The 21271-nt window shown below is 72.9% G+C and carries 18 protein-coding genes and 1 pseudogene; 9 read left to right on the top strand and 10 right to left on the bottom strand.

Annotation, left to right across the window (positions count from 1 at the left end):
• Nucleotides 1-28: 28 nt before the first annotated feature.
• The 6 genes from FFT21_RS01375 to FFT21_RS01350 all read right to left on the bottom strand — a co-directional run bounded on the left by FFT21_RS01375 (nucleotide 29) and on the right by FFT21_RS01350 (nucleotide 6931).
• Nucleotides 29-454 (bottom strand): PIN domain-containing protein, encoded by a 426-nt coding sequence (locus FFT21_RS01375; RefSeq protein WP_264081614.1) that lies wholly within the window; start codon nucleotides 452-454, stop codon nucleotides 29-31.
• Between the two features lie 171 nt (nucleotides 455-625).
• The gene (locus FFT21_RS01370) at nucleotides 626-1672 is read right to left on the bottom strand and encodes a ligand-gated ion channel (RefSeq protein WP_137811841.1); all 1047 of its coding nucleotides are present in this window, start codon (nucleotides 1670-1672) and stop codon (nucleotides 626-628) included.
• Nucleotides 1673-1766: 94 nt separating this feature from the next.
• Nucleotides 1767-2987, bottom strand: coding sequence for a substrate-binding domain-containing protein (locus FFT21_RS01365; RefSeq protein ID WP_192909329.1), 1221 nt, complete (start codon nucleotides 2985-2987; stop codon nucleotides 1767-1769).
• 225 nt (nucleotides 2988-3212) lie between these two features.
• Nucleotides 3213-4262 carry a hemolysin family protein gene (locus FFT21_RS01360; protein ID WP_137811839.1) on the bottom strand — a complete coding sequence of 350 codons (1050 nt, stop codon included), beginning with the start codon at nucleotides 4260-4262 and terminating at the stop codon, nucleotides 3213-3215.
• A complete protein-coding gene (locus FFT21_RS01355) occupies nucleotides 4259-5650 on the bottom strand; it encodes a hemolysin family protein (RefSeq protein ID WP_137811838.1) in 1392 nt (463 codons plus the stop codon). The genes FFT21_RS01360 and FFT21_RS01355 overlap by 4 nt, the downstream gene beginning before the upstream one ends.
• A gap of 240 nt (nucleotides 5651-5890) precedes the next feature.
• The gene (locus FFT21_RS01350) at nucleotides 5891-6931 is read right to left on the bottom strand and encodes a LacI family DNA-binding transcriptional regulator (protein WP_137811837.1); all 1041 of its coding nucleotides are present in this window, start codon (nucleotides 6929-6931) and stop codon (nucleotides 5891-5893) included.
• Between the two features lie 133 nt (nucleotides 6932-7064).
• On the opposite strand from FFT21_RS01350, the gene FFT21_RS01345 reads away from it, so the two are divergent.
• From FFT21_RS01345 to FFT21_RS01335, 3 genes are read left to right on the top strand one after another with little or no spacing between them, the layout of a single operon-like run.
• On the top strand, nucleotides 7065-8228 hold the full coding sequence (locus tag FFT21_RS01345) for a Gfo/Idh/MocA family protein (protein WP_137811836.1): 1164 nt from the start codon (nucleotides 7065-7067) through the stop codon (nucleotides 8226-8228).
• Complete coding sequence (locus tag FFT21_RS01340; protein WP_137811835.1) at nucleotides 8225-9385, top strand: dihydrodipicolinate synthase family protein; 1161 nt, start codon at nucleotides 8225-8227, stop codon at nucleotides 9383-9385. Before FFT21_RS01345 ends, FFT21_RS01340 begins: the two co-directional genes overlap by 4 nt.
• A gap of 42 nt (nucleotides 9386-9427) precedes the next feature.
• Nucleotides 9428-10270, top strand: a complete 843-nt coding sequence (locus FFT21_RS01335) for a sugar phosphate isomerase/epimerase family protein (protein WP_137811834.1) — start codon at nucleotides 9428-9430, stop codon at nucleotides 10268-10270.
• Nucleotides 10271-10312: 42 nt separating this feature from the next.
• Here FFT21_RS01335 and FFT21_RS01330 read toward each other — a convergent pair whose 3' ends face one another.
• Nucleotides 10313-10846 (bottom strand): TIGR03086 family metal-binding protein, encoded by a 534-nt coding sequence (locus FFT21_RS01330; protein ID WP_264081613.1) that lies wholly within the window; start codon nucleotides 10844-10846, stop codon nucleotides 10313-10315.
• 263 nt (nucleotides 10847-11109) lie between these two features.
• On the opposite strand from FFT21_RS01330, the gene FFT21_RS01325 reads away from it, so the two are divergent.
• Entirely contained in the window at nucleotides 11110-12591 is a 1482-nt protein-coding gene (locus FFT21_RS01325; protein WP_225978013.1) for a peptide MFS transporter, read from the top strand.
• Nucleotides 12592-12793: 202 nt separating this feature from the next.
• Here the strand turns inward: FFT21_RS01325 and FFT21_RS01320 are convergent, their stop codons facing one another.
• The 3 genes from FFT21_RS01320 to FFT21_RS01310 form a co-directional block, all read right to left on the bottom strand.
• Nucleotides 12794-14059 (bottom strand): alkaline phosphatase family protein, encoded by a 1266-nt coding sequence (locus tag FFT21_RS01320; RefSeq protein ID WP_225978012.1) that lies wholly within the window; start codon nucleotides 14057-14059, stop codon nucleotides 12794-12796.
• Between the two features lie 16 nt (nucleotides 14060-14075).
• Complete coding sequence (locus FFT21_RS01315; protein WP_225978011.1) at nucleotides 14076-15170, bottom strand: alkaline phosphatase family protein; 1095 nt, start codon at nucleotides 15168-15170, stop codon at nucleotides 14076-14078.
• A 94-nt stretch (nucleotides 15171-15264) separates the two neighbouring features.
• Nucleotides 15265-15861, bottom strand: coding sequence for a TetR/AcrR family transcriptional regulator (locus FFT21_RS01310; RefSeq protein WP_137811829.1), 597 nt, complete (start codon nucleotides 15859-15861; stop codon nucleotides 15265-15267).
• Between the two features lie 301 nt (nucleotides 15862-16162).
• On the opposite strand from FFT21_RS01310, the gene egtA reads away from it, so the two are divergent.
• The 5 genes and pseudogenes from egtA (at nucleotide 16163) to FFT21_RS01290 (ending at nucleotide 21233) form a co-directional block, all read left to right on the top strand.
• A complete protein-coding gene (egtA, locus tag FFT21_RS01305) occupies nucleotides 16163-17458 on the top strand; it encodes an ergothioneine biosynthesis glutamate--cysteine ligase EgtA (RefSeq protein ID WP_371856690.1) in 1296 nt (431 codons plus the stop codon).
• A 103-nt stretch (nucleotides 17459-17561) separates the two neighbouring features.
• Nucleotides 17562-18875, top strand: coding sequence for an ergothioneine biosynthesis protein EgtB (egtB, locus tag FFT21_RS01300; RefSeq protein WP_371856693.1), 1314 nt, complete (start codon nucleotides 17562-17564; stop codon nucleotides 18873-18875).
• Nucleotides 18876-18890: 15 nt separating this feature from the next.
• Nucleotides 18891-19622 (top strand): annotated as a pseudogene (gene egtC / locus FFT21_RS29470) (ergothioneine biosynthesis protein EgtC); the annotation flags it as partial.
• A 78-nt stretch (nucleotides 19623-19700) separates the two neighbouring features.
• Nucleotides 19701-20675 carry an L-histidine N(alpha)-methyltransferase gene (egtD, locus tag FFT21_RS29465; protein ID WP_371856692.1) on the top strand — a complete coding sequence of 325 codons (975 nt, stop codon included), beginning with the start codon at nucleotides 19701-19703 and terminating at the stop codon, nucleotides 20673-20675.
• An 87-nt stretch (nucleotides 20676-20762) separates the two neighbouring features.
• On the top strand, nucleotides 20763-21233 hold the full coding sequence (locus FFT21_RS01290) for a nitroreductase family deazaflavin-dependent oxidoreductase (protein WP_137811975.1): 471 nt from the start codon (nucleotides 20763-20765) through the stop codon (nucleotides 21231-21233).
• The last annotated feature ends 38 nt before the right edge of the window (nucleotides 21234-21271 follow it).

Below are 21271 nucleotides of genomic sequence, written 5' to 3'. Positions count from 1 at the left end.
TCTGCGGCGTGCCACCCGCCGGCGGGAGTCAGTCGGCGCCCGGGCTGGCCGTGGGGAGACCTGCGGCGGCAGCGCTGGCCAGCAGGCGCTTGTCATAGCTGACGAAGGCCTCCAGGTTCGCGGCTTGGTCATCGGCCAGAATCTGCGCCGTGGCGACGTGAATGGCGTCCAGCGAGCGCAGGCGCTGGTCCGGATAGGCCGCCGCGGTGGCTCGGACGACCGGGCCGATCGAGAGCCGGTACAGCTTGGCGAGCGTGGTCGGCACCCGTGGTAGCGCCTGTGGCATCGACCGGTGCAGAGCGCGGGACACTTCCACCTCGACGAGCGCCGAAGACACCAGTTCCGCCTGCGGGCGAGCATCGAGCCATTCGGCGAGTTCGCGGCTGTGCTCCTCCTCCCGGACCAGTTTGATCATCGCGGTGGGGTCGAGTAGATCACCAGCGCTCCTCTTCACGCGCGGCGATGAGCTCCTCGGCGAGGTTGATCGCTGGGTCACCGATAGCCGGCGGCATGGTGTTTCCGCGCGGCATGCTGGGCGGTACGGCCGCTTCTCCGGGTGTGTGCTCGGAGATAAGATCACCGCCGCGGCGGGAAGTCATCGCCGCTGCGCCCCCGCGCGGCCGGCTCACGTGACGACGGCGTACGCGACGGCGCCGGCGACCAGGGCCACGTAGACCACGCTGGCGACGATGCCGATCAGGTCGTTGGTGCGCCGCGCCCGGCCGCGGGGCCGCGCTCCGTCCGGGCGGTTGGCCAGCCACCAGGTCAGCGCGGTGGTCGCCACCCCGACCAGCACGTACCCCAGGGTGATCAGGTGCACCTGGTCGACAAGGGTCGTTCCGGCGAACGTGCCGATCAGATCCCCCGCGGCGCGCAGATTCACCAGGTTCAGCACGACGGCGAACAGGGCGGCACCGAGCAGGCCCACCCGCGCGGTGAGCACCGGGGTGGCCTCCGCGGACCACAGCAGATAGCTGACCATGGCGACCAGGAAGGAGACAAACACCGGCCAGGTCTGCCTGACGAAGATGCTGACGTCCGTCCTGCTGAGCGCTACGTCGAGGACGAACTGGGTGTAGCTGCTTCCGGTTCCGTGCGCCAGCCGCGGGTCGCCGAAGGTTGTCTGGTACCGGTGGTCGCGGGTGGCCACCCGGAATCCGGTGATGCCGAAATCGGAGAGTTTGATGTCGTGGTTGTACGTCGAGTTGGCGACATCCGGTGTGTAGACGAACTCGTTCTCGTCGCGCGTGTCCTCGACAATGATGTTCACGGTCTGCTGGTCGAACGGATAGTCCCGCAGGTCGAAGTTCTGCCGGAAGGTGCCGACGAACTTGACGTACGTCCAGTACTGCGAGCCTCGCGGCACACTCGCCCGGTAGACCTGCCGATGTTCGGTGGCGTTGATGAACTCGAAATGTTCGATCGGTTCGAGCTCAGGTCGGGCACACACGCTCCAGAACCACACGTCGGCGTTGATGGTCTGGTTGCGCGTGTCGACGCCGTACAGGTCGGCGAGGTAGGCGCCGAGCTGGCAGGTCGGCACCTCGGCGCGCACCGGCGTGGCGCCGGCGACGAGTCCGGCCAGCGTCGCCGCGGTGCCGGCCAGGAGCATCGCGCCCCGCCGGGCAAGCCGACCCAGCCGGCCGCCGTCATCCGGATCCGCTCCTACCACGTCGGCACGTTAACGGCCGGCGGTGGCCGGGCCGCGGGCCGTAACGATGCCCGCACACCCCAGGGCGGCAGGATCCCCCGGCCCGGTGATGGTCCTACCGGCCCTGAACGGCAGCGCGCAGGCCGGCGGTCCAGGCGGCGGTGAGCTGCTGGGTGGTGGCGGCGTCGGCGGGCGCCAGCGGCTGCGCGGTGGGCGCCCAGCGGATGCCAGGGGAGGGATCCGGATGCTCCGCCGATGCCGGGACGCGCAGCCCGGCCCGGGCGAACAGGCGTTGCTGGGCGGGCTCCGTGAGGAAGTCGCGGAACTGCTGGGCCGCCCGTTGCTGGGCATCGTCCGCCCAGGGCGCGGCCAGCGGAAGCAGCGGGAAGTCGGCCGCCGGGGTCGCGCCGCCGGGGCTGACGCCGGACAGCGGCCGGGTGGGCGAGGTGCCGTCCTTGCTGAGGTTGTGCCGATACAGGTCGACCTCGAAGACCGGCACGGCGGTGAAGGCGCCCGAGGGCATGTCCACCCGGTCCAGCGCGCCGAGCGCGCCCACGGTGGTGGCCGGCACCCTGGCCGGCTGCGCGCCGCTGAGCCTGGCCAGCAGGTCCCTGGCGGGCTGCTGGTCCAGCACCTGCGCGGTGACCGGGCCGGTGCTCTGCGCCGTCGTGCCGGCCACCGTGGACTGCAGCGCCAGCGCGCTGGCGGCGTTGCCCGCCGGGTCGGGCACGGCCACCACGAACCGGCCCCATTCTGGCCTGCCGTAGCGGGCCCACCCGTCCGGTGCCGAGGTGAGCGCGGGCAGGTCGCTCCAGCCGAACCCGTTGCCACCCAGCAGCGCCTGCTCGCCGGGTTGCGGCACGGCCAGCAGCACCGGGCTGGTGGCCAGCCCGCGCGCCGGGGCGCCGACCAGCCCGGCGTTCTGCGCGATGAGCCGGTTGACCCACACCGTGGAGTCCGGCACCCACGCCTGCGGCTTCGGCCCGAGCCTGGCGTCGTCCCAGGTCTGGGTCAGCCCGGCGAACGTGGTCTGCGGATCGATGGACTGCACCTCGACGTGCATGCAGTGGTCCAGGACCACCGGGCGCTGCCGGTTCCACGCGTTGCCGGCCTGCTGGATGGCCTCGGCGATGCCCGGTGCGGCGGCCACGTGCACCGCTTCCTCGCCGGCCGGGCAACTCTCCGCCTGGGCGGCGGCGCGGCGCTGCAGCACGCCGCCGATCCAGGTGTAGCCCAGCCATCCCAGCACGATCAGGACGACCATCCCGAGCACGAGCAGCGGCCAGCGCGCGATGCCGCGCTGCACCCGCGTCTCGCGCGTGCGGTGTCGAGCCATCGACATTCCCTTCAGCGCCCGGTTACGGCCACTGGTTACTCACCGTAGTCGGCGCCGGGCCTGCCTCACCCCGACACGAGTAGCCCGGTTGGTGTGCCACGCTAACAGGCCGACGATCAAGTTCAAGTTAAGCAACAAACGGTACGGATTCGGTGACAATCCGATATACCGATCACGCTCCGTTGTCACGACATGCCCGGATCGGATGAGAGTGCGGGAGGTCGGTCAGACCGGGTTGGCCACGTGGGTGCCGTCCCGGACGGTGCCCACGTACTCCTCGACCAGGTCCTCCAGGGCCACCACGCCGCGCACCGCGCCGTCCGCGGAAACGGCCCTGGCCAGGTGGCTGCGGGCGCGGCGGAGCGCGGCCAGGGCGTCGTCCAGCCTGGCGTCCACCGGCAGCTCCGGGAGCCCGCGGATGCGGCCGCGTGGCACCGGCGTCGCCGGGTCCTCGCCCGCCAGGTCCAGCACATCCTTGATGTGCAGGTACCCGGCCAGCCGGCCGTCCGCCGAACGGACCGGGAACCGGGAGAACCCGGTCGCCGCGACCGCCGCCTCCACGTCGCCCAGCGTGGGCGTGGGCGGCACCATGGTCACCCGGTCCAAGGGGACCAGCACGTCAGCCACGGTCCGCTCGGCCGAGGACAGGGTCTGGGTGAGCCGCCGGTGCTCCGAGTCGTCCAGCAGGCCCTCCCGGCGGGACTCGGCGATCAGCGAGGCCAACTCGTCCGGGGTGTAGGCGGCGTCCAGCTCGTCCTTCGGGCGCACGCCTACCAGCCGCAGGGTGCCGTTGGCCATCAGGTTGAACAGCCCGATCAGCGGCCGCACCAGCCGGACGAACTCCCGGTGGAGCGGGACCAGCAGCACGGCGGTGCGTTCCGGCCCGGCGATCGCGAGGTTCTTCGGCACCATCTCGCCCAGCACGATGTGCAGCACCACCACGATGGCCAGCGCGATCGGGAAGGCCACCGCGTGCAGCGCGGCACGGGGCACGGCCAGCGGCCCGAACAGCGACTCCAGCGCGTGTGCCACGGCCGGCTCGGCCAGCGCGCCGAGTCCCAGCGAGCACAGCGTGATGCCGAACTGGGCGCCGGCCAGCATCAGCGAGATGCGGCTGCCGGCCCGCAGCACCGCCCTGGCCCGCACCACACCCCGGTCGGCCATCGCCTCCAGCCGGTCCCGCCGGGCGCTGATCAGCGCGAACTCGGCGCCCACGAAGAACGCGTTGCCGGCGAGCAGCAGCACGGACAGCAGCAGCGCGACGCCGGTGCTCATCGGGACACCTCCGCGCGCCCCGCCCCGACCGGCTCGGCCGGCCGGGGCGGCGGTGTCGTGTCGGTGGGCGACGGCGTGTCCGGCACCCGGGCCAGCCGTAGCTCGGCGACGCGGTGCCGGTCCATCCGCATCACGGTGATCCGCCACCCGTCGACCCGGACCTCGTCGCCCACGTCGGGGATGCGGCCCAGCTCCTCCAGCACCAGGCCGGCCAGGGTCTCGTACCCTCCCTCGGGCATCCGGAACCCGGTGGCCTCGGCCACCTCGTCACCCCGCAGCAGCCCGGACACCAGCCAGCTCTGCCAGCCCAGCGGGCGCACCGGGGCGACCTCGCGGCGGTCGTGTTCGTCCCGCACGTCGCCGACGATCTCCTCGACCAGGTCCTCCAGGGTGACCACGCCGGCCGTACCGCCGTACTCGTCGACGACCAGGGCGAACTGCAGACCGGAGCCGCGTAGCCGGTCCAGCAGCGCGTCACCCTCCAGCGTCTCCGGCACCGTGGGCACCGGCCGGGTCAGCGAGGCCACCCGGGTGGTCGCCCGCTGCGCGGCGGGCACGCCGAACGCCTGCTTGACGTGCACCACGCCGCGCACGTCGTCGAGGTCCCCGTCGTGCACGGGGAACCGGGAGAAGCCGGTGCGCCGCGCCACGTCCAGCAGGTCGAGCACGGTGGCGTCGGCACGCAACGAGACCGTCTGCACCCGCGGCGTCATCAGCTCGCCGGCGGTGCGGTCGCCGAAGCGCAGCGACCGGTCCAGCAGGGTGGCCGTGCCCGGGTCCAGGGTGCCCTGCGCGGCGCTGGACCGGACCAGCGACCCCAGCTCCTGCGGCGACCGGGCGGAGCGCAGCTCCTCGGCCGGCTCCACGCCCAGCCGGCGCACCAGCCAGTTCGCCGAGCCGTTCAGCCCGCGGGTGAGCCAGCGGAACGTCGAGGAGAACGCGCACTGGAAGCCGACCACGGCCCGGGCGGTGCGCAGCGGCCGGGCGATGGCCAGGTTCTTGGCCACCAGCTCGCCGAACACCATGGACACGGTGGTGGCCACCAGCATGGCCAGCGCCACCGCGATCGGGTCGGCGACGGCGGTGGGCAGGCGGACCGCGGCCAGCACGGGGCGGAGCAGCCCGGCGATGGCCGGCTCGGCGATGAAACCGGTGACCAGCGTGGTGATGGTGATTCCCAGCTGGGCGCCGGAAAGCTGGAAGGACAGTGTGCGGTGGGCGTGCAGGACGCGCCGGGCCCTCCGGTCACCGGCCTGCCGCAGGTGTTGCTCGACTTGGCTGCGGTCCAGCGTGGTCAGGGCGAACTCGGCCGCGACGAACACCGCGGTGCCGAAGGTGAGGATCGCCACCGCGAGGAGGCCGAGCAAATCCAGCAGAGTGCCCGTCACCACGCACCCCGCTCGGTGCCGGCATCCGGGTCGGTATGGCAGCCGGGACTCTCACCCGGCTCGGTACTACAGCCAGCCGGCTGCGCATCGGGCACTGGAAGCGTCACTCCTCGACAAGGCAATGAGCTGTTCCGCCGCCCAGTGTACGGGGTGGACGGACCGCCGGGAGAACCGTTTGCGCACGGCAACGTCACTCGGTCGCCCGGAAGAATCACGTTTCGCCCGCGGTCTTGCGGGTTATCACAGCCCCGCCCCGCTCGGCGGGGCGGTGCTCTCCCGCAGCACCACCTCGCCGGCGACCCGGACGGTGCGGGGCTGGCGCGGCGGCAGGTCGCCCAGTGCGAGCCGCGCCGCCCGCTCGCCCAGCTCCTCCAGGGGCAACCGGACGGTGGAGAGCGCCGGCGCAAGGTCACGCAGCGTGGGGATGTCGTCGAAGCCGGCCACCGACACGTCCTCCGGTACCCGCACGCCGTGGCCGCGCAGCGCGGCCACGGCGCCCATCGCCATCACGTCGTTGACGGCGAACACGCAGGTGGCGCCGGTGTGCGCGGCGAGCATGTCGAGTGCGGCCCGGTAGCCGCCGTCCCGGGTGAACGCGCCCGGGAAGACCGCCGAGTCGGGCAGTTCGATGCCGGCCTCGGCGAGCCCGGCGCGGAAGCCGGCGACCCGGTCGCGGGCGGTGATCAGCTCGGTAGGGCCGGCCAGCACGGCGAACCTCCGGTGGCCCAGCCCGGCCAGCTCGCGGGCCAGCGCCCGCGCGCCGGCCCGGTTGCCCGGCACCACGGTATCCGCCGGCAGCCTGGCCTGGGAGATGCAGGCCACCCGGCCGCCCTGGCCGGTGAACGTCTGGATCTCCCGGGCCAGCCGCGCGGTGGCGGCGCGGTCGGTGGTGCGGCTGCCGGCCAGCACCACGGCACGGGCGCGGTGCCCGCGCAGCGTGCTCAGCAGCTCCAGCTCCCGGTCGGCGGCCCGGCTGGTGGTGCCCAGCACCACGACCAGGCCGGCCGCCTCGGCCACCCGGGTCACCCCGGCGGCGATGGAGGAGAAGTACGGGTCGGCGATGTCGTGCACCACCAGGCCGACGAGCACGCTCGAGTTGCGGGCCAATGCCTGCGCGCTGGCGTTGGGCAGGTAGCCCAGCTCCCGGGCGGTGGCCACCACGCGGTCCCGCAGCGCATCACTGACCTGCCGGCTGCTGCCGTTGAGCACCCGGGACGCCGTGGCCAGCGAGACGCCGGCGGCGTCGGCGACCTCGGCCAGCGTGACCTGCCGTGCGCCCACGAGCCCTCCCCTCTTCCCTTCCAGAGGGTAGCGATTCGGCGGGTTGACGGTTGCGACGCGCGCCCGTTAGCGTGGAAAGCGCTTTCCCACATTTTCCGGGCCGCCTTTCCGGTTCGGGCGAAGGAGGTTCGGTATGGCCGTGCGGACGGTCGGGATCGCGATGAACGGGGTGACCGGGCGCATGGGATACCGGCAGCACCTCGTTCGTTCGGTGCTCGCGATCCGCGACCAGGGCGGGGTGGTCTGCCCGGACGGCAGCGTGCTGGTGCCCGAGCCGCTACTGGTCGGCCGCAGCGTCGGCAAGCTGAAGGACATTGCCGAGCGGCACGGGCTGGCCCGGTGGACCACGGACCTGGACGCCGCACTGTCCGACCCGGACGTCCACGTCTACTTCGACGCGCAGGTCACCTCGGCGCGGGCGGACGCGCTGCGCCGGGCGATCGCCGCCGGCAGGCAGGTCTACACCGAGAAGCCGGTCGCGGAGAGCGTTGACGAGGCCGTCGAGCTGGCCCGGCTGGCACGCGAGGCCGGTGTCGCCGCCGGGGTGGTGGCAGACAAGCTCTACCTGCCGGGGGTGCGCAAGCTGCGCCGGCTCCTGGACGGCGACTTCTTCGGCCGCGTGCTCAGCGTGCGCGGCGAGTTCGGCTACTGGGTGTTCGAGGGTGACTGGCAGCCGGCGCAGCGGCCGAGCTGGAACTACCGCGCCGAGGACGGCGGGGGCATCGTGCTGGACATGTTCGCCCACTGGAACTACCTGCTGGAGGGGCTGATCGGACCGGTACGCGCGGTCACCGCGAAGGCGGTGACGCACATCCCGCGACGCTGGGACGAACAGGGGCGGCCGTACGTCGCCACCGCGGACGACGCCGCGTACGCCATCTTCGAGCTGGACGGCGGGGTGATCGCCCAGTTCAACTCGTCCTGGTGCGTGCGGGTGCATCGGGACGAACTGGTGGAGTTCCAGGTGGACGGAGTGTCCGGCAGCGCGGTGGCCGGCCTGCACCACTGCGTGGCGCAACACCGCTCCGCGACCCCGATGCCGGTGTGGAACCCCGACGCGCCGACCGGAGAGAACTTCCGCGACCAGTGGCAGCCGGTGCCGGACAACACCGCCTTCGACAACGGTTTCAAGGTCCAGTGGGAGGAGTTCCTCCGGCACATCGCGACCGAAGGCGAGGAACGGCCGCCGCTGCGGCACGACCTGCTCGCCGGCGCCCGCGGCGTGCGCCTGGCCCGGCTGGCGCTGACCTCCTCTGCGGAGGGTCGCCGGGTGGAGATCCCGGAGCTGGGCGCATGACGGCGGTGCTGCTGCCGCAGCCGGACGGGAAGCTGGTCCGGCACACGCTTGGCGCGCCGCGGGAATGGCCGCGACCGGTGGGGCCGCCCGGGTCCCGGGTGGCGTTCGCCGCCGCGCACGTGGTCGCCGACCCGTTCGCGGACAACACGCCCGGTGCGCCCGCCGTGCTCGACTGGGAGGCCACCCTCGCCTTCCGCCGGCACCTGTGGTCCTACGGGCTGGGCGTGGCCGAGGCGATGGACACCGCGCAGCGCGGCATGGGCCTGGACTGGTCGGCCGCGGCCGAGCTGATCCGGCGCAGCGCCACGGAGGCCGATGCCTGCGGCGGCCGGATCGCCGCCGGCGTCGGCACCGACCAGGCGCCCACCACCGCCCGCACGCTCGATGAGGTGCTCGCCGCCTACCGCGAGCAGTTGGCCGTGGTACAGGAGGCCGGGGCCCAGCCGATCCTCATGTGCAGCCGCCACCTCGCCGCCGTGGCCCGGGGGGCGGAGGACTACCACCACGTCTACGGCGAGCTGCTACGGGAGGCGGACCGGCCGGTGATCCTGCACTGGCTGGGCGCCGCATTCGACCCGCTGCTCACCGGCTACTGGGGCAGCGCCGACGTGGCGGCGGCCACCGAGCAGTTCCTCGCCCTGATCGCCGAGCACGCCGGGCAGGTCGACGGGGTCAAGGTGTCCCTGCTGGACGCCGCGCACGAAATCGGCCTACGCCGCGCGCTGCCCCCGGGGGTGCGCTGCTACACCGGCGACGACTTCCACTACCCGGAGCTGATCGCCGGCGACGAGGCCGGGCACAGCGACGCGCTGCTCGGCATCTTCGACCCGATCGCCCCGGCGGCGTCCGCCGCGCTCGCCGCCCTCGACACGGGGGACGGCGCCCGGTTCGCCGAGCTGCTGGCGCCGACCGTGCCGCTGTCCCGGCACGTCTTCGCCACGCCCACCTTCCACTACAAGACCGGGGTGGTGTTCCTCGCCTGGCTCGCCGGCCACCAGCAGGCCTTCGCCATGGTGGGCGGCATGCAGTCGGCCCGCGGCCTGCCGCACCTGGCCGAGACGCTGCGGCTGGCCGACGCCGCCGGGCTGCTGCCGGACCCGGACCTGGCCGCGCACCGGTGGCGGGCGCTGCTCGCGCCGTTCGGGGTGACCGGATGACACCGCCGATCAGCGTTCGCCACCGGGAAGGACGGTGAGCGCATGAACGCGGAGCTGTCGCGACTGTCGCTGAACCAGGCCACCATCAAGCGCTGCGATGTGGCCCGCGCGGTGGACGGCTGCGCCCGGCACGGCATCCCGGCGATCGGGCTGTGGCGGGAACCGGTCGCCGAGCACGGTCTGGCCCGGACCAGGAAGCTGGTCGCCGACGCCGGCCTGCGAGTGTCCTCACTGTGCCGGGGTGGCTTTCTCACCGTGGCCGATCCGGCCGGCCGCCGGGCCGCGCTGCGGGACAACCGCCGCGCCGTCGACGAGGCCGCCGAGCTGGCCGCCGCCTGCCTGGTGCTGGTCGTCGGCGGGCTGCCGGCCGGGGACCGTGACCTTGCCGGTGCCCGTGCCAGGGTGGTGGACGCGCTGGCCGAACTGGCCGGCTACGCGGCCGAGCGCGGCGTGCGGCTGGCGTTGGAGCCCATGCACCCGGTGTTCTGCGCGGACCGCGGCGTGCTGTCCACTGTGGAGCAAGCGCTGGACTGGGCCGAGCCGTTCGATGCCGGGGTGGTCGGGGTGGTGGTGGACGCGCTGCACGTGTGGTGGGATCCGCGGCTGGACGAGCAGGTCGCCAGGGCCGCCGGCCGGATTGCCAGTTACCAGGTGTGTGACTGGATCACACCGCTGCCCGCGGACGTGCTGCTCGGCCGTGGGCTACCCGGGGACGGGCACGTCGACCTGGCCCGGTTGGGCCGGCTGGTGACCGCGGCCGGTTACGCCGGCGACGTCGAGGTCGAGGTGTTCAACGCGGACGTGTGGGCCGCCGACCCGGACGACGTGCTCCGCGAGGTGGTTCGCCGGCACGTCATGCTGGTGCGGCCGTCGCTTGGCGGCTGACCGGACCCGGGCCGGGGCCGGCCACGGGCTTCGACGTCGTGCTCAGCGGCGGCGGCCCAGCAGGCCGAGCAGCCGGGTCTGCGCGTCGGCGTGCTCGGGCACGTTCACCGGCGGGTCGAAGATGCCGAGGCCCTGCCACTGGGCGACCTGCGGCCGCACCACGTCCAGCGCCGCCGCGGCCAGCTCCGGGTCGATCCGGTCGTCGCCGCGGATTCCCTTGGCCAGGTCCCAGGCGTGCACGGCGAGGTCGACGGTCATCTGCCACCCGTACTCCTCGGCGGGGATCACGCCGCCGGAGGTGTGCACCCGGCGGGACAGCGCCCCGGGCTTGGTGAAGGCCTCCCGCGCGGCCGTGGCCGCCTCGGCCCACGCCGCCGTCGGGTCGTCGCCGAGCACGTCACCGTCGAAGCGCCCGCCGACCTCCTCGAGGGTCGCGCCGTACAGCAGCCACGGCGCCCACCGCTGCTCGGACACCAGATGGTTGACCAGGTCCCGGACCGACCAGTCGGAACAGGGTGTGGGCGCGTCCCAACCGTCGGGCGGCACGGCCCGCACCCGCCGATCGAACTCGGTCATGGCGCGTTCGTGTGCGCTGAGCAGGTCCACGCGCCCAGTCCACCACCCCGGACCGACCGTCGCCACCGGCGCCCGGCTCCGCCCAGGGGAGCCCGTCCCCGCCCGGTCAGCGGCTTTCCACGCGCCGCCGCACGGTGGGGACGGGCTGAATCCGCCGCACCGGCGACTGGCATGGTATGGACCATCCCCGGCAACCCGGGGTGATCTGGCCGGTCCGCCGTACCGGCCGCCGCGACACGCAACGACGCATGGGAGGACGGACGGTGACCGCGACCGCGAGCACCCCGACGGCGCCGCAGAAGGGCTTCTTCGGACACCCACGAGGACTGTCCACGCTGTTCTTCACCGAGATGTGGGAACGCCTGTCGTACTACGGCATGAAGTCGATCCTGCTGTACTACATGTACGACCAGGTGGTGAAGGGCGGCCTGGGTATTCCGTCCGGCACGGCCAAGGCCCTGGTCGCGGTGTACGGAGCGGCGCTGTACATGAGCGGGATCGTCGGCGGCTGGGTCGCCGACCGGCTGCTCGGCTCCCGCCGGTCCATCCTGTACGGCGGAATTCTGATCATGTTCGCGCACATCTGCCTGGCGGTGCCGGCCGGCCGGGGCGCGCTGTATGCGTCGATGGTGCTGCTGGTGCTGGGCACCGGGCTGCTCAAGACGAACATCTCGAACACCGTCGGCGGCCTGTACGACAAGCAGGACACCCGCAGGGACGCCGGATTCAGCATCTTCTACATGGGGGTGAACACCGGGGCGTTCCTCGCCCCGTTCATCGTCGGCACGCTCGGCCAGAAGGTCAACTACCACGCGGGCTTCAGCGTGGCCGCGGTGGGCATGGCGATCGGCCTGATCCAGTACGTGCTGGGCCAGCGTCACCTCGGCGACGCCGGGCGGCTGCCGACCAACCCGCTCACGCCCGCGGAGCGCGGCCGCTTCTCGCTGATCGCCGGTGCCGGGGTGGCCGCGCTGGTGGTCCTGGTCGTGGTGCTGGCCGTGACCGGCGTGCTCACCGCCGACCTGGTGATCAACGTCATCACCGCGCTGTCCGTGCTGGTCCCGCTCGGCTACTTCGCGGTGATGCTGCGCAGCGGGCGCACCACCGCGGTGGAGCGGTCCCGGGTGGTCGCCTACATCCCGCTGTTCGTCGCCTCGGTGGCCTTCTGGTTCATCCAGGAGCAGGGCGCCAGCGTGCTGGCCCAGTACGCGGACCAGCGCACCGACCTCAACGCGTTCGGCTTCGCGATCCCGTCGTCCTGGTTCCAGTCGGTCAACCCGGTGGTGATCATCGTGCTGGCCCCGGCGTTCGCCGCGCTGTGGATGAAGCTGGGCACCCGGCAGCCGACCACGCCGCGGAAGTTCGCCTACGGCCTGCTGCTCGCCGGGCTGTCCTACCTGGTGCTGGTCGTCCCCGCGGTGGTGGCCGGTACCGGGGTGAAGGCCAACCCGCTGTGGCTGACGGTGAGTTTCGTCCTGGTCACCCTGGGCGAGCTGTGCCTGTCCCCGGTCGGCCTCTCGGCGACCACCAAGCTCGCGCCCGCGGCGTTCGCCGCGCAGACCATGGGCCTGTGGTTCACCTCGGACGCCGCGGCGCAGGGGCTGTCCGCGCAGGTGGTGAAGCTCTACACGCCGGCGACCGAGGCCGGGTACTTCGGCGTGGTCGGTGGCGTCGTGCTGGTGCTCGGCGTGGCGCTGTACCTGATCGCGCCGGCTATCCACCGGAAGATGCAGGGCGTCGACTGAACCGCCCGGGAATGAGGGTGGGGAGGTGTCCGCCGCGGCGGCGGTGCGGCGGCCACCTCCCCGCAACCAGGGTGCCCCATCACCGCGCCGCGGTGGCCGGGCGTCCCACGACCGGGTGGCGGTTATCACCGGGTTCAGTGGCCCGAAGCCGCCCGTTCGGGGTGCCGGCGGCCCGATGGAAACCACCACCCGCCGCCGCGGCTCAGCCCTTCGGGAAACCCAGCGAGGTGGCGAGGCCGCGCAGTTCGTCCCAGCCCTCGCCGCCGTGGGTGTGCTCCGGCACCACGCAGCCGCCGGACACCACGGCGGGCACGGTGTAGCGCGGCGCGGTGAGGTCGCCCGCCGAGGAGAAGTCCAGCACCTCGGCCAGGTTGCGGGCGGCCGCGTCGCGCACGGTCAGCGGTTCCAACCCGTACCGCCACTCGATCATCTTCAGCACCGAGGTGTGGTCGTAGGTGTTGTGCGCGACGTGGCCGCGCCGGGCCAGCGGCGAGATCACCAGGCACGGGGTGCGGAAACCGCGCAGCCCGGTGTCCAGGTCCGGCCGGGGGTCCGGCGCCGTGGCCGGGGCCACGTGGTCGAAGAACCCGCCCCACTCGTCGTAGTTGATCACCAGCACGGTACGCGGCCAGTTCGGGCTGGTCACCACCGCCTGGTAGACGGTGTTCAGGAAGTACTGACCGACCCGGATGTCCGCGTGCGGATGGTCGTCGCCGGACAGCCCCTGATCCTCGGCTAGGAACCGAGGGTCCACAAAGGACACCGCGGGCAGCGTCCCGGTGGCCGCCGCGGCGAGGAACTCGGCGAAGGTGCCGGTGACGTCGAGGTGCCTGGTGCCCCACAGCGCGGTGAACGGCACATCCGTGAAGTAGTAGCGGCGGCTCACCCCGTGCGCGGCCAGCCGGTCCCAGATGGTCGGCATGGTGGCGATGTCGTAGGAGTTGTGCAGCCGATCGGTCTGCGCCGAGTGCTGGAAGAACCGGTTCGGGTAGGTCTCCGCCATGACCGCGGAGAAGTACCGGTCGCACACCGTCCAGTCCCGCGCCGCGCGGCCGTAGAAGGCGAGGTCGGCGTCGGTGTAGTAGCCGATGCAGAACTCGTCGTTGCTGCCCGCCCACAGCCAGCCGTCGCAGCGGCCGCCGTTGAGTTCCACCCGGCCGCCCTCGTAGGAGTGGTCCGGGTCGGCGAAGCTGCATCCGGTGTAGGTGGTCAGGTGGTGCGTGGCGTGCCGGACGCCGTCCCGGTCCAGGTAGCTCAGGCCGGCCTGGCGACCGTCGGCCCCGGGCAGCCAGCCCAGGTAGTGGTCGAAGGACCGGTTCTCCATCATCACCACGACGATGTGGTCGATGCCCGACTTCGCCGGCGCGGGCAACGCCGTGTCGGCCTCGGCGGCCCCCGGTACGCCGGCGAGCGCCCCGGCGGCCACGCCGGCCGCTCCGGCCACGAACTGTCTGCGGTTGAGTTCCACGTCGCTTACCTCGGGGTCAGTGGGCGGCGAAGACGTCCAGGCCGAACGAGCGCACCGAGGGCGAACCGGCGTAACCGAGGTGGTCAAGGCCGTAGAGGTCCTCGATGGTGCGCAGCAGGCCGTAGTGGTTGTAGGCGGTGTCGTTCCAGCTGTTCGGCGCCACGAACGGGGAGATCACCAGGGCGCCGATGCGGCCACCGCCGAGTCCGGTGATGCCCGGCAGCGGCGTGTTCGGGCCGGGGCCCTCGCCGCAGCAGGCCGACGAGTCGCTCTGCGGTCCGTCGGACTCGTCGAAGGTGATCACCAGTAGGCCGTCGTGCCGGAACGCGGGGGAGGAGGTGATCCGCGGCACCCAGGTGCGCAACCAGGCGTCCGCGGACGCCAGCCCGCCCGGCTCGCCGTCCACGCAGGGCGCGTCGTGCGCGTCGTGGCAGAGGTTCGGCGTGATGTAGGCCAGGTTCGGCGTGCTCGACTCGCTGGCCAGGTCACCGGGCAGCGCGGTGAGCGGCACGTCGTTCGCCGCGCACGCCGGCGAGTCGATCATCGAGTGGAAGTAGACGAACGGGTTGTGCCGCGCCGCGTACTGGTCGCCGACCTTGGCCTTCTGCGTGCCGTCCACCGCGCCGATCGCGGGGTGCCGGCACGGCGTGCCCATGTCTTCCAGGTAGGCCCGAAGCCGCAGCCCGCGCGCGGCGAACTGGTCGGCCAGCGTGCGCACCGACGCCGGGTAGACGCAACCCTGGCCCACGGCCTGGCCGTCAGCGGCGGTGCCGGCCTGCCCGAAGTTGGCGTAGATCTGGCAGTCCGACTGGGTGGCCAGGTTCGGCCCCTGGCCGCTGATCTGTGCGAGGTAGTTGCCGAGGCTCTCGTGCGCCACGCCGTAGTACTGGGTGAGTAACTGACCCTGGGCGCGCAGCGTGCGGCTGAGATACGGCGCGGGGGAGTTCGGTCCCCACGTAGTGTCGTAGTCCTTGTTCTCGAGGTTGATCACGAAGACGTGCCGCACCGGGGGCAGCGACGCGGCGGGCGCCGCCGCGATCGCGCTGCCGGTCACCGTGGTGACCAGTGCGAGCAGGGCGGCGCCAAGGGCGAGCGGGGGGCGCAGGCGCACGGAAGGGCTCCTCTCGTGTGACCCCGGCGAGGGGACGCCCATCCTGCGCCAACCCGGTTACCAATCGGTAGCCCCCGGGTGGCCGGTGTTGGTATCAGCCGTGCCGCCGGTGCCGCCGGACGCTCTCCTCGACCAGGTCGAGCACGGGTTCCAGGTCGTCCGCGGGCAGGCCCATGGCCAGGTGTGATACCAGTCCCTCAAGCACGAGTTCGAGGAACGAGGTGAGCACCTCGACGTCCACGTCGTCGCGCAGGTTGCCGGCGTCGCGCTGCCGCTTCAGCCGTTCCCGCGTGGCGTTGGTCAACTGCTCCGAGCGCTCCGCCCAGCGGGCGCGGAAGTCCGGGTCGGTGCGCAGCCGGCGGGACACCTCGAGCCGGGTGCCCAGCCAGTCGGCCGGGTGCTCGCCGCCCTCCCGGCCCGGGGGAGCGGAGATCAGGTCGCGCATCACCTGCACCAGGCCCTGCTCGGCGACCACCTCGGCCATCCGGTGCGCGTCGTCCTCGGCGAGCGCCAGGAACAGCGACTCCTTGTCCCGGAAGTGGTGGAAGATGGCGCCGCGGGAGAGTCCGGTAGCCTCTTCCAGCCGCCGTACCGTGGCGCCCTCGTAGCCGAAGCGCGCGAAGCAGGCGCGCGAGCCGTCGAGGATCTGGCGTCGGCGGGCGGCGAGATGGTCCTGGCTGACCCTGGGCACCAGTCGATCGTGACAGCAGCCCACGGTGCCGTGCAATCCGTACGTACGTACTCCAGCTGCGGTCGCCGGCCATCAGTATGACCAATTATATTGATTACTTCAGTGTAAGCTGAAATTAAGTTCCGGTCGGAGGCCGAGCACCGGGCCGGTGGCCAGGCTGATCACCGGGGACCCCTCACCCACCCGACTGCTTTGGTGATCCGCTACGCGCACGGAGTGCTGTTTGCGTCCGCGATTCATGCCGTCCGGGGCGTGCGGCGTGCCGCTTTCGCGTGTAGCGTCGAAAACCCGATCACAGGGGGTGGCGAGTTTGACTACTCTGAGTGAGGCGGGTGACGCCGGTCCGTGTCCGGCGAACCTGCGTGACCGGGCCGCCGCCGAGGCGTACGTGGCTTCGGTGTGCTTCAAGCACGGCCCGCCCAGACTGGTCGGCGTCGAGCTGGAGTGGACCGTGCACCACGCGGACGACCCGGCACGGCCCCTCGACGCCGAGACCCTGACCCGAGCACTTGGCCATCACGCACCTCCCTCACTCGCTCCGGACAGCCGGCATCTTCCGCTGGCACACGGCTCCCTGGTCACCGTCGAACCCGGTGGCCAGGTCGAGATTTCCACCCCGCCGCACTCCTCCCTCACCGAACTGCTGGCCGCCACGTCGGCTGACATCGCCGCGCTCACCGAGTTGCTGGCCGCCCACGGCCTGGTGATGGGCATTCGCGGGTGCGATCCCTACCGGCCGCCCCGGCGGCTGCTGCGCATCCCCCGCTACGACGCGATGGAGTCGGCGTTCCAGCGGATCGGCCCGGACGGCATCGCCATGATGTGCAGCACCGCCGGCCTGCAGGTCTGCCTGGACGTGGGGGAACGCGCGCGGCTGGCCGACCGGTGGGCCGCGCTGCACGCCCTGGGCCCGGTGCTCATCGCACTGTTCGCCAACTCGGCCGAGCAGTACGGCAACGGCACCGCGTGGGCCTCGGCGCGGACCCGGGTGCTGCTCGGCACCGATCCGCCGCGCACGCTGCCCAGCGAGGTCACCGACGACCCCGCGGGGAGCTGGGCGCGCCGCGTGCTGGACACCCCGCTGGTCTGCGTGCGCCGCCCGGGTGGCTGCTGGAACGCGCCGCCCGGGGTGACCTTCGCCGACTGGATCGCCGGCGCGCTGCCCCGGCCACCGACCACCGATGACCTGGACTACCACGTCAGCACGATGTTCACGCCGGTCCGGCCGCGGGGCTACCTGGAGGTCCGCTACCTGGACGCGCAACCGCCCGGGGAGTGGGTGGCGCCGGTGGTGCTGCTGGTGTCGCTGCTCGGCTCGGTCCACGCGGTGGGCCGGGTCCGCGAGGTGACCGAACCGGTGCTCGGCCGCTGGTTGGAGGCCGCCCGGCTGGGCCTGACCGACCCGTGCCTGGCCCGGGCCGCACGCGACGTGGTCGACCTCGGCTGCGGCGTGCTGGACGGCACCGACCTGCCCGGCGACCTGCGGGCCGTGGTGGCCGAGGCACTGCAGCGGCGGCTCGCCGGCGACGGCCGGCACCCGCCGAGCCGGCCCGCGCCGCCGGGGACGCCGCCGCGCCGGCTTTCGGAGAGGAGGTAGCTCCCGGATGCGTCCGTCGCACCACGACATCGAACCCAGCCGCCGCATGCGAACCCGGGGGAAGGGAGACAGCGCGGTGACCGCCAACCATCCGTTCGAGCAGCTGGGCACCGAGCAGTTGCGCGAGCACGTGGCCCAGCAACTGCGCCGCACCCGGCAGCGCAGCGCCCTGCTCACCGACTCGGTGGACGACGACGACCTGGTCCGCCAGCACTCCAGACTGATGTCGCCGCTGGTGTGGGACCTGGCGCACATCGGCAACCAGGAGGAGATCTGGCTGGTGCGGGACGTCGGCGGCCGGGAGCCGCTGCGCACCGACATCGACGAGCTCTACGACGCCTTCCAGCATCCCAGGGCGCAGCGGCCGCAACTGCCGCTGCTCGGCCCCACCGAGGCCCGTGGCTACGTCGGCCAGGTCCGCGACAAGGTGCTCGACGTGCTTGAGCGGGTGCCGCTGGAAGGCCGCCGGCTGACCGAGCACGCCTTCGCGTTCGGCATGATCGTCCAGCATGAGCAGCAGCACGACGAGACCATGCTGGCCACCCACCAGCTCCGCGCCGGAGCGCCCGTCCTGGAGGCGCCACCGCCGCCCGCCGCATCGGCCGGCCCGCTGCCCGCCGAGGTGCTGGTGCCCGGCGGGGCGTTCACCATGGGCACCTCGACCGAGCCGTGGGCGCTGGACAACGAGCGCCCGGCGCACACCGTGCACGTGGACCCGTTCTTCATCGACACCGTCCCGGTCACCAACCGGCAGTACCAGCGGTTCATCGCCGACGGCGGCTACGACCACCCGCGGTGGTGGAGCGAGGCAGGCTGGGCGTACCGGCAGCGCGCCGACCTGACCGCGCCCCGGTTCTGGACCCGCGAGGGGGAGCGGTGGCTGCGCCGGCGGTTCGGGATGACCGAGCCGGTGCCGCCGGACGAGCCCGTGGTGCACGTGTGCTGCTACGAGGCCGAGGCGTACGCCGCGTGGGCCGGCCGGCGGCTGCCCACCGAGGCCGAGTGGGAGAAGGCGGCCCGGTTCGACCCGGCCACCGGGCGGTCCCGCCGCTACCCGTGGGGCGACGCCGACCCCACCCCGGAGCACGCCAACCTGGGCCAGCGGCACCTGCAGCCGGCCCCGGTCGGCGCCTACCCTTCCGGCGCCTCGCCGCTGGGCGTGCACCAGCTCATCGGCGACGTGTGGGAGTGGACCAGCAGCGAGTTCCACGGCTACCCGGGCTTCGTCGCATTCCCGTACCGGGAGTACTCCGAGGTGTTCTTCGGCGACGAGTACCGGGTGCTGCGCGGCGGGTCCTTCGGTACCGACGCGGCGGCGTGCCGGGGCACGTTCCGCAACTGGGACTACCCGATCCGGCGGCAGATCTTCGCCGGGTTCCGCACCGCCCGCGACGCGCGGCCGGACGAGCTGGGCTGAGCCGGGGCCACCGCGATGTGCCGCCACCTCGGCTACCTCGGCCCGCCGGTGTCCGTGGCCGAACTGCTGCTGGACCCGCCGCACTCGCTGCTGCGCCAGTCGTGGGCGCCGGTCGACATGCGCGGCGGTGGCACGGTCAACGCCGACGGGTTCGGCGTCGGCTGGTACCCGCAGGGCCAGGACATCCCGCTGCGCTATCGCCGTGCCGTTCCGATGTGGACGGACACCAACCTGCCCGGGCTGGCCCGCTCGGCGCGGGCCACCGGCGTGGTCGGCGCGGTGCGCTCGGCCACCGTGGGCATGCCGGTGGTGGAGACCGCCTGCGCGCCGTTCACCGACGGCGAGTGGCTGTTCAGCCACAACGGCAAGGTGGCCGGCTGGCCGGACGCGCTGGCCGGCCCGGCCACCGCGCTGCCGGTCACCGACCTGCTCACGCTGGACGCACCGACCGACTCGGCGGTGCTGTGGGCGCTGCTGCGGCGCCGGCTGCGCGCCGGCGAGGACCCAGCGCGGGCGGTGGCCGGCCTGGTGGCCGAGGTCGCCGACGCGGCGCCCGGCTCCCGGCTGAACCTGCTGCTCACCAACGGGCGCGTGCTGGTCGGTACCGCGGCGGGGCACGCGCTGTCCGTGCTGCGCACCGCGGACGCGGTGCTGGTCAGCTCGGAACCCTGCGACGACGACCCGAGATGGCGCGCCGTGCCCGACGGTCACCTGGTGGTGGCCGGCGTGTCCGGCGAACCGAGCATCACCGCGCTGCCCGTGCGTGGCGACCACATCGGCTGGGGCGGGCCGAGCGACACCGACGAGGACTGGGGAACCATGACCGTGACCGAACCCGTGGTGGACGTGCACCTCACCGAGGAGGACGCGCGGCGCGCACTGCGCGGCGACGCCCTGGTCGGGCTGACCGCCGACCCGAAGTGGCTGCCGCCGCGCTGGTTCTACGACGCGCGCGGCAGCGAGCTGTTCGAGCGGATCACCGAACTGCCCGAGTACTACCCGACCCGGGCGGAGCGGGCGGTGCTGGAGGCGTACGCGGCCGAGATCGCCGCGCTGACCGGCGCGCGCACCCTGGTCGAGCTCGGCTCGGGCTCCTCGGAGAAGACCCGGCTACTGCTGGACGCGCTGCGCGGGCATGGCAGCCTGGAGACGTTCGTGCCGCTGGATGTGTCCGCCTCCGCGCTGCGTGAGGCGGCCGGGCTGATCGCCGCCGACTACCCCGGGCTGACCGTGCACGGCGTGGTCGGCGACTTCACCCAGCACCTCGAGCTGCTGCCGGCCGCCCAGCCCCGGCTGGTGGCCTTCCTCGGTGGCACCATCGGCAACCTGCTGCCCACCGAGCGCGCCAAGTTCCTCGGCGCGGTGCGCGACGTGCTGGACGCGGGGGAGTGGCTGCTGCTGGGCACCGACCTGGTCAAGGACCCGGGGGTGCTGGTGGCCGCCTACGACGACGCCCGTGGCGTCACCGCGGAGTTCAACCGGAACGTGCTGCACGTGCTCAACCGGGAACTGGACGGCGACTTCCCGGTGGACGACTTCGACCACGTGGCGCGGTGGAATGCCGAGGACGAGTGGATCGAGATGCGGCTGCGGGCCCGCGGGGAGACGCGGGTCCGGCTGGCCGCCCTGGACCTGGACCTGCGCTTCGCCGAGGGTGAGGAGATGCGCACCGAGGTGTCCGCGAAGTTTCGCCGGGAACGGGTGGACACCGAACTGGCCGAGGCCGGGTTCGCGCTGACCCGGTGGTGGACCGACCCGGCCGGCCGGTTCGCCGTGTCGCTGGCCCGAGCGGAGGACTGAGCCAGGTCGCCTGCGGATCGAGCCGTACTACTCGGGGTGGGTGCGCCGGGACATCGGCTGCTTCTTTACGGTGGCGCGGTGAACCCGATGCGGAGGCTTGCCGACACGCTCGGCGGACACCCGGTGTTTTCCCTGGTAGGTCGGGCGATGGTGCCGGTGGACACGGTGCTGCACCGGGCCACCCGCGGCCGGCTGGGGCTGGGTGCCCTCGCCGGGGTGCGCACCCTGCTGCTGCACACCGTGGGGCGGCGCAGCGGGCAGCCGCGCACCACCCCGGTGCTGTACGTGCGGCACGCGGGCGGCTACCTGGTGGTCGGGTCGAACTGGGGTGGCGCCGAGCATCCCGGCTGGTCGGCCAACCTGCTCGCCAACCCGGCGGCCACGGTCACCGTGGACGGCCGGGACCTCGCGGTGCGGGCCCGGCTGCTCACCGACACCGAGCGCGAGGACCTGTGGCCACTGCTCACCCGGGCCTGGCCGGCGTACGACGAGTACGTGGTCCGGGCCGGCGGCCGCCGGCTGCGCGTCTTCCTGCTGGAACCGGTCGACCCGGTGTGACACGAACCGGGGGCCGCCCGACCGATCGGACGGCCCCC

The sequence above is a fragment of the Gandjariella thermophila genome, from assembly GCF_005405885.1.
Lineage (GTDB): Bacteria > Actinomycetota > Actinomycetes > Mycobacteriales > Pseudonocardiaceae > Gandjariella > Gandjariella thermophila.
The sequence above is the reverse complement of the archived record's forward strand: the minus strand, read 5'-3'. Positions and strand labels throughout refer to the sequence as shown.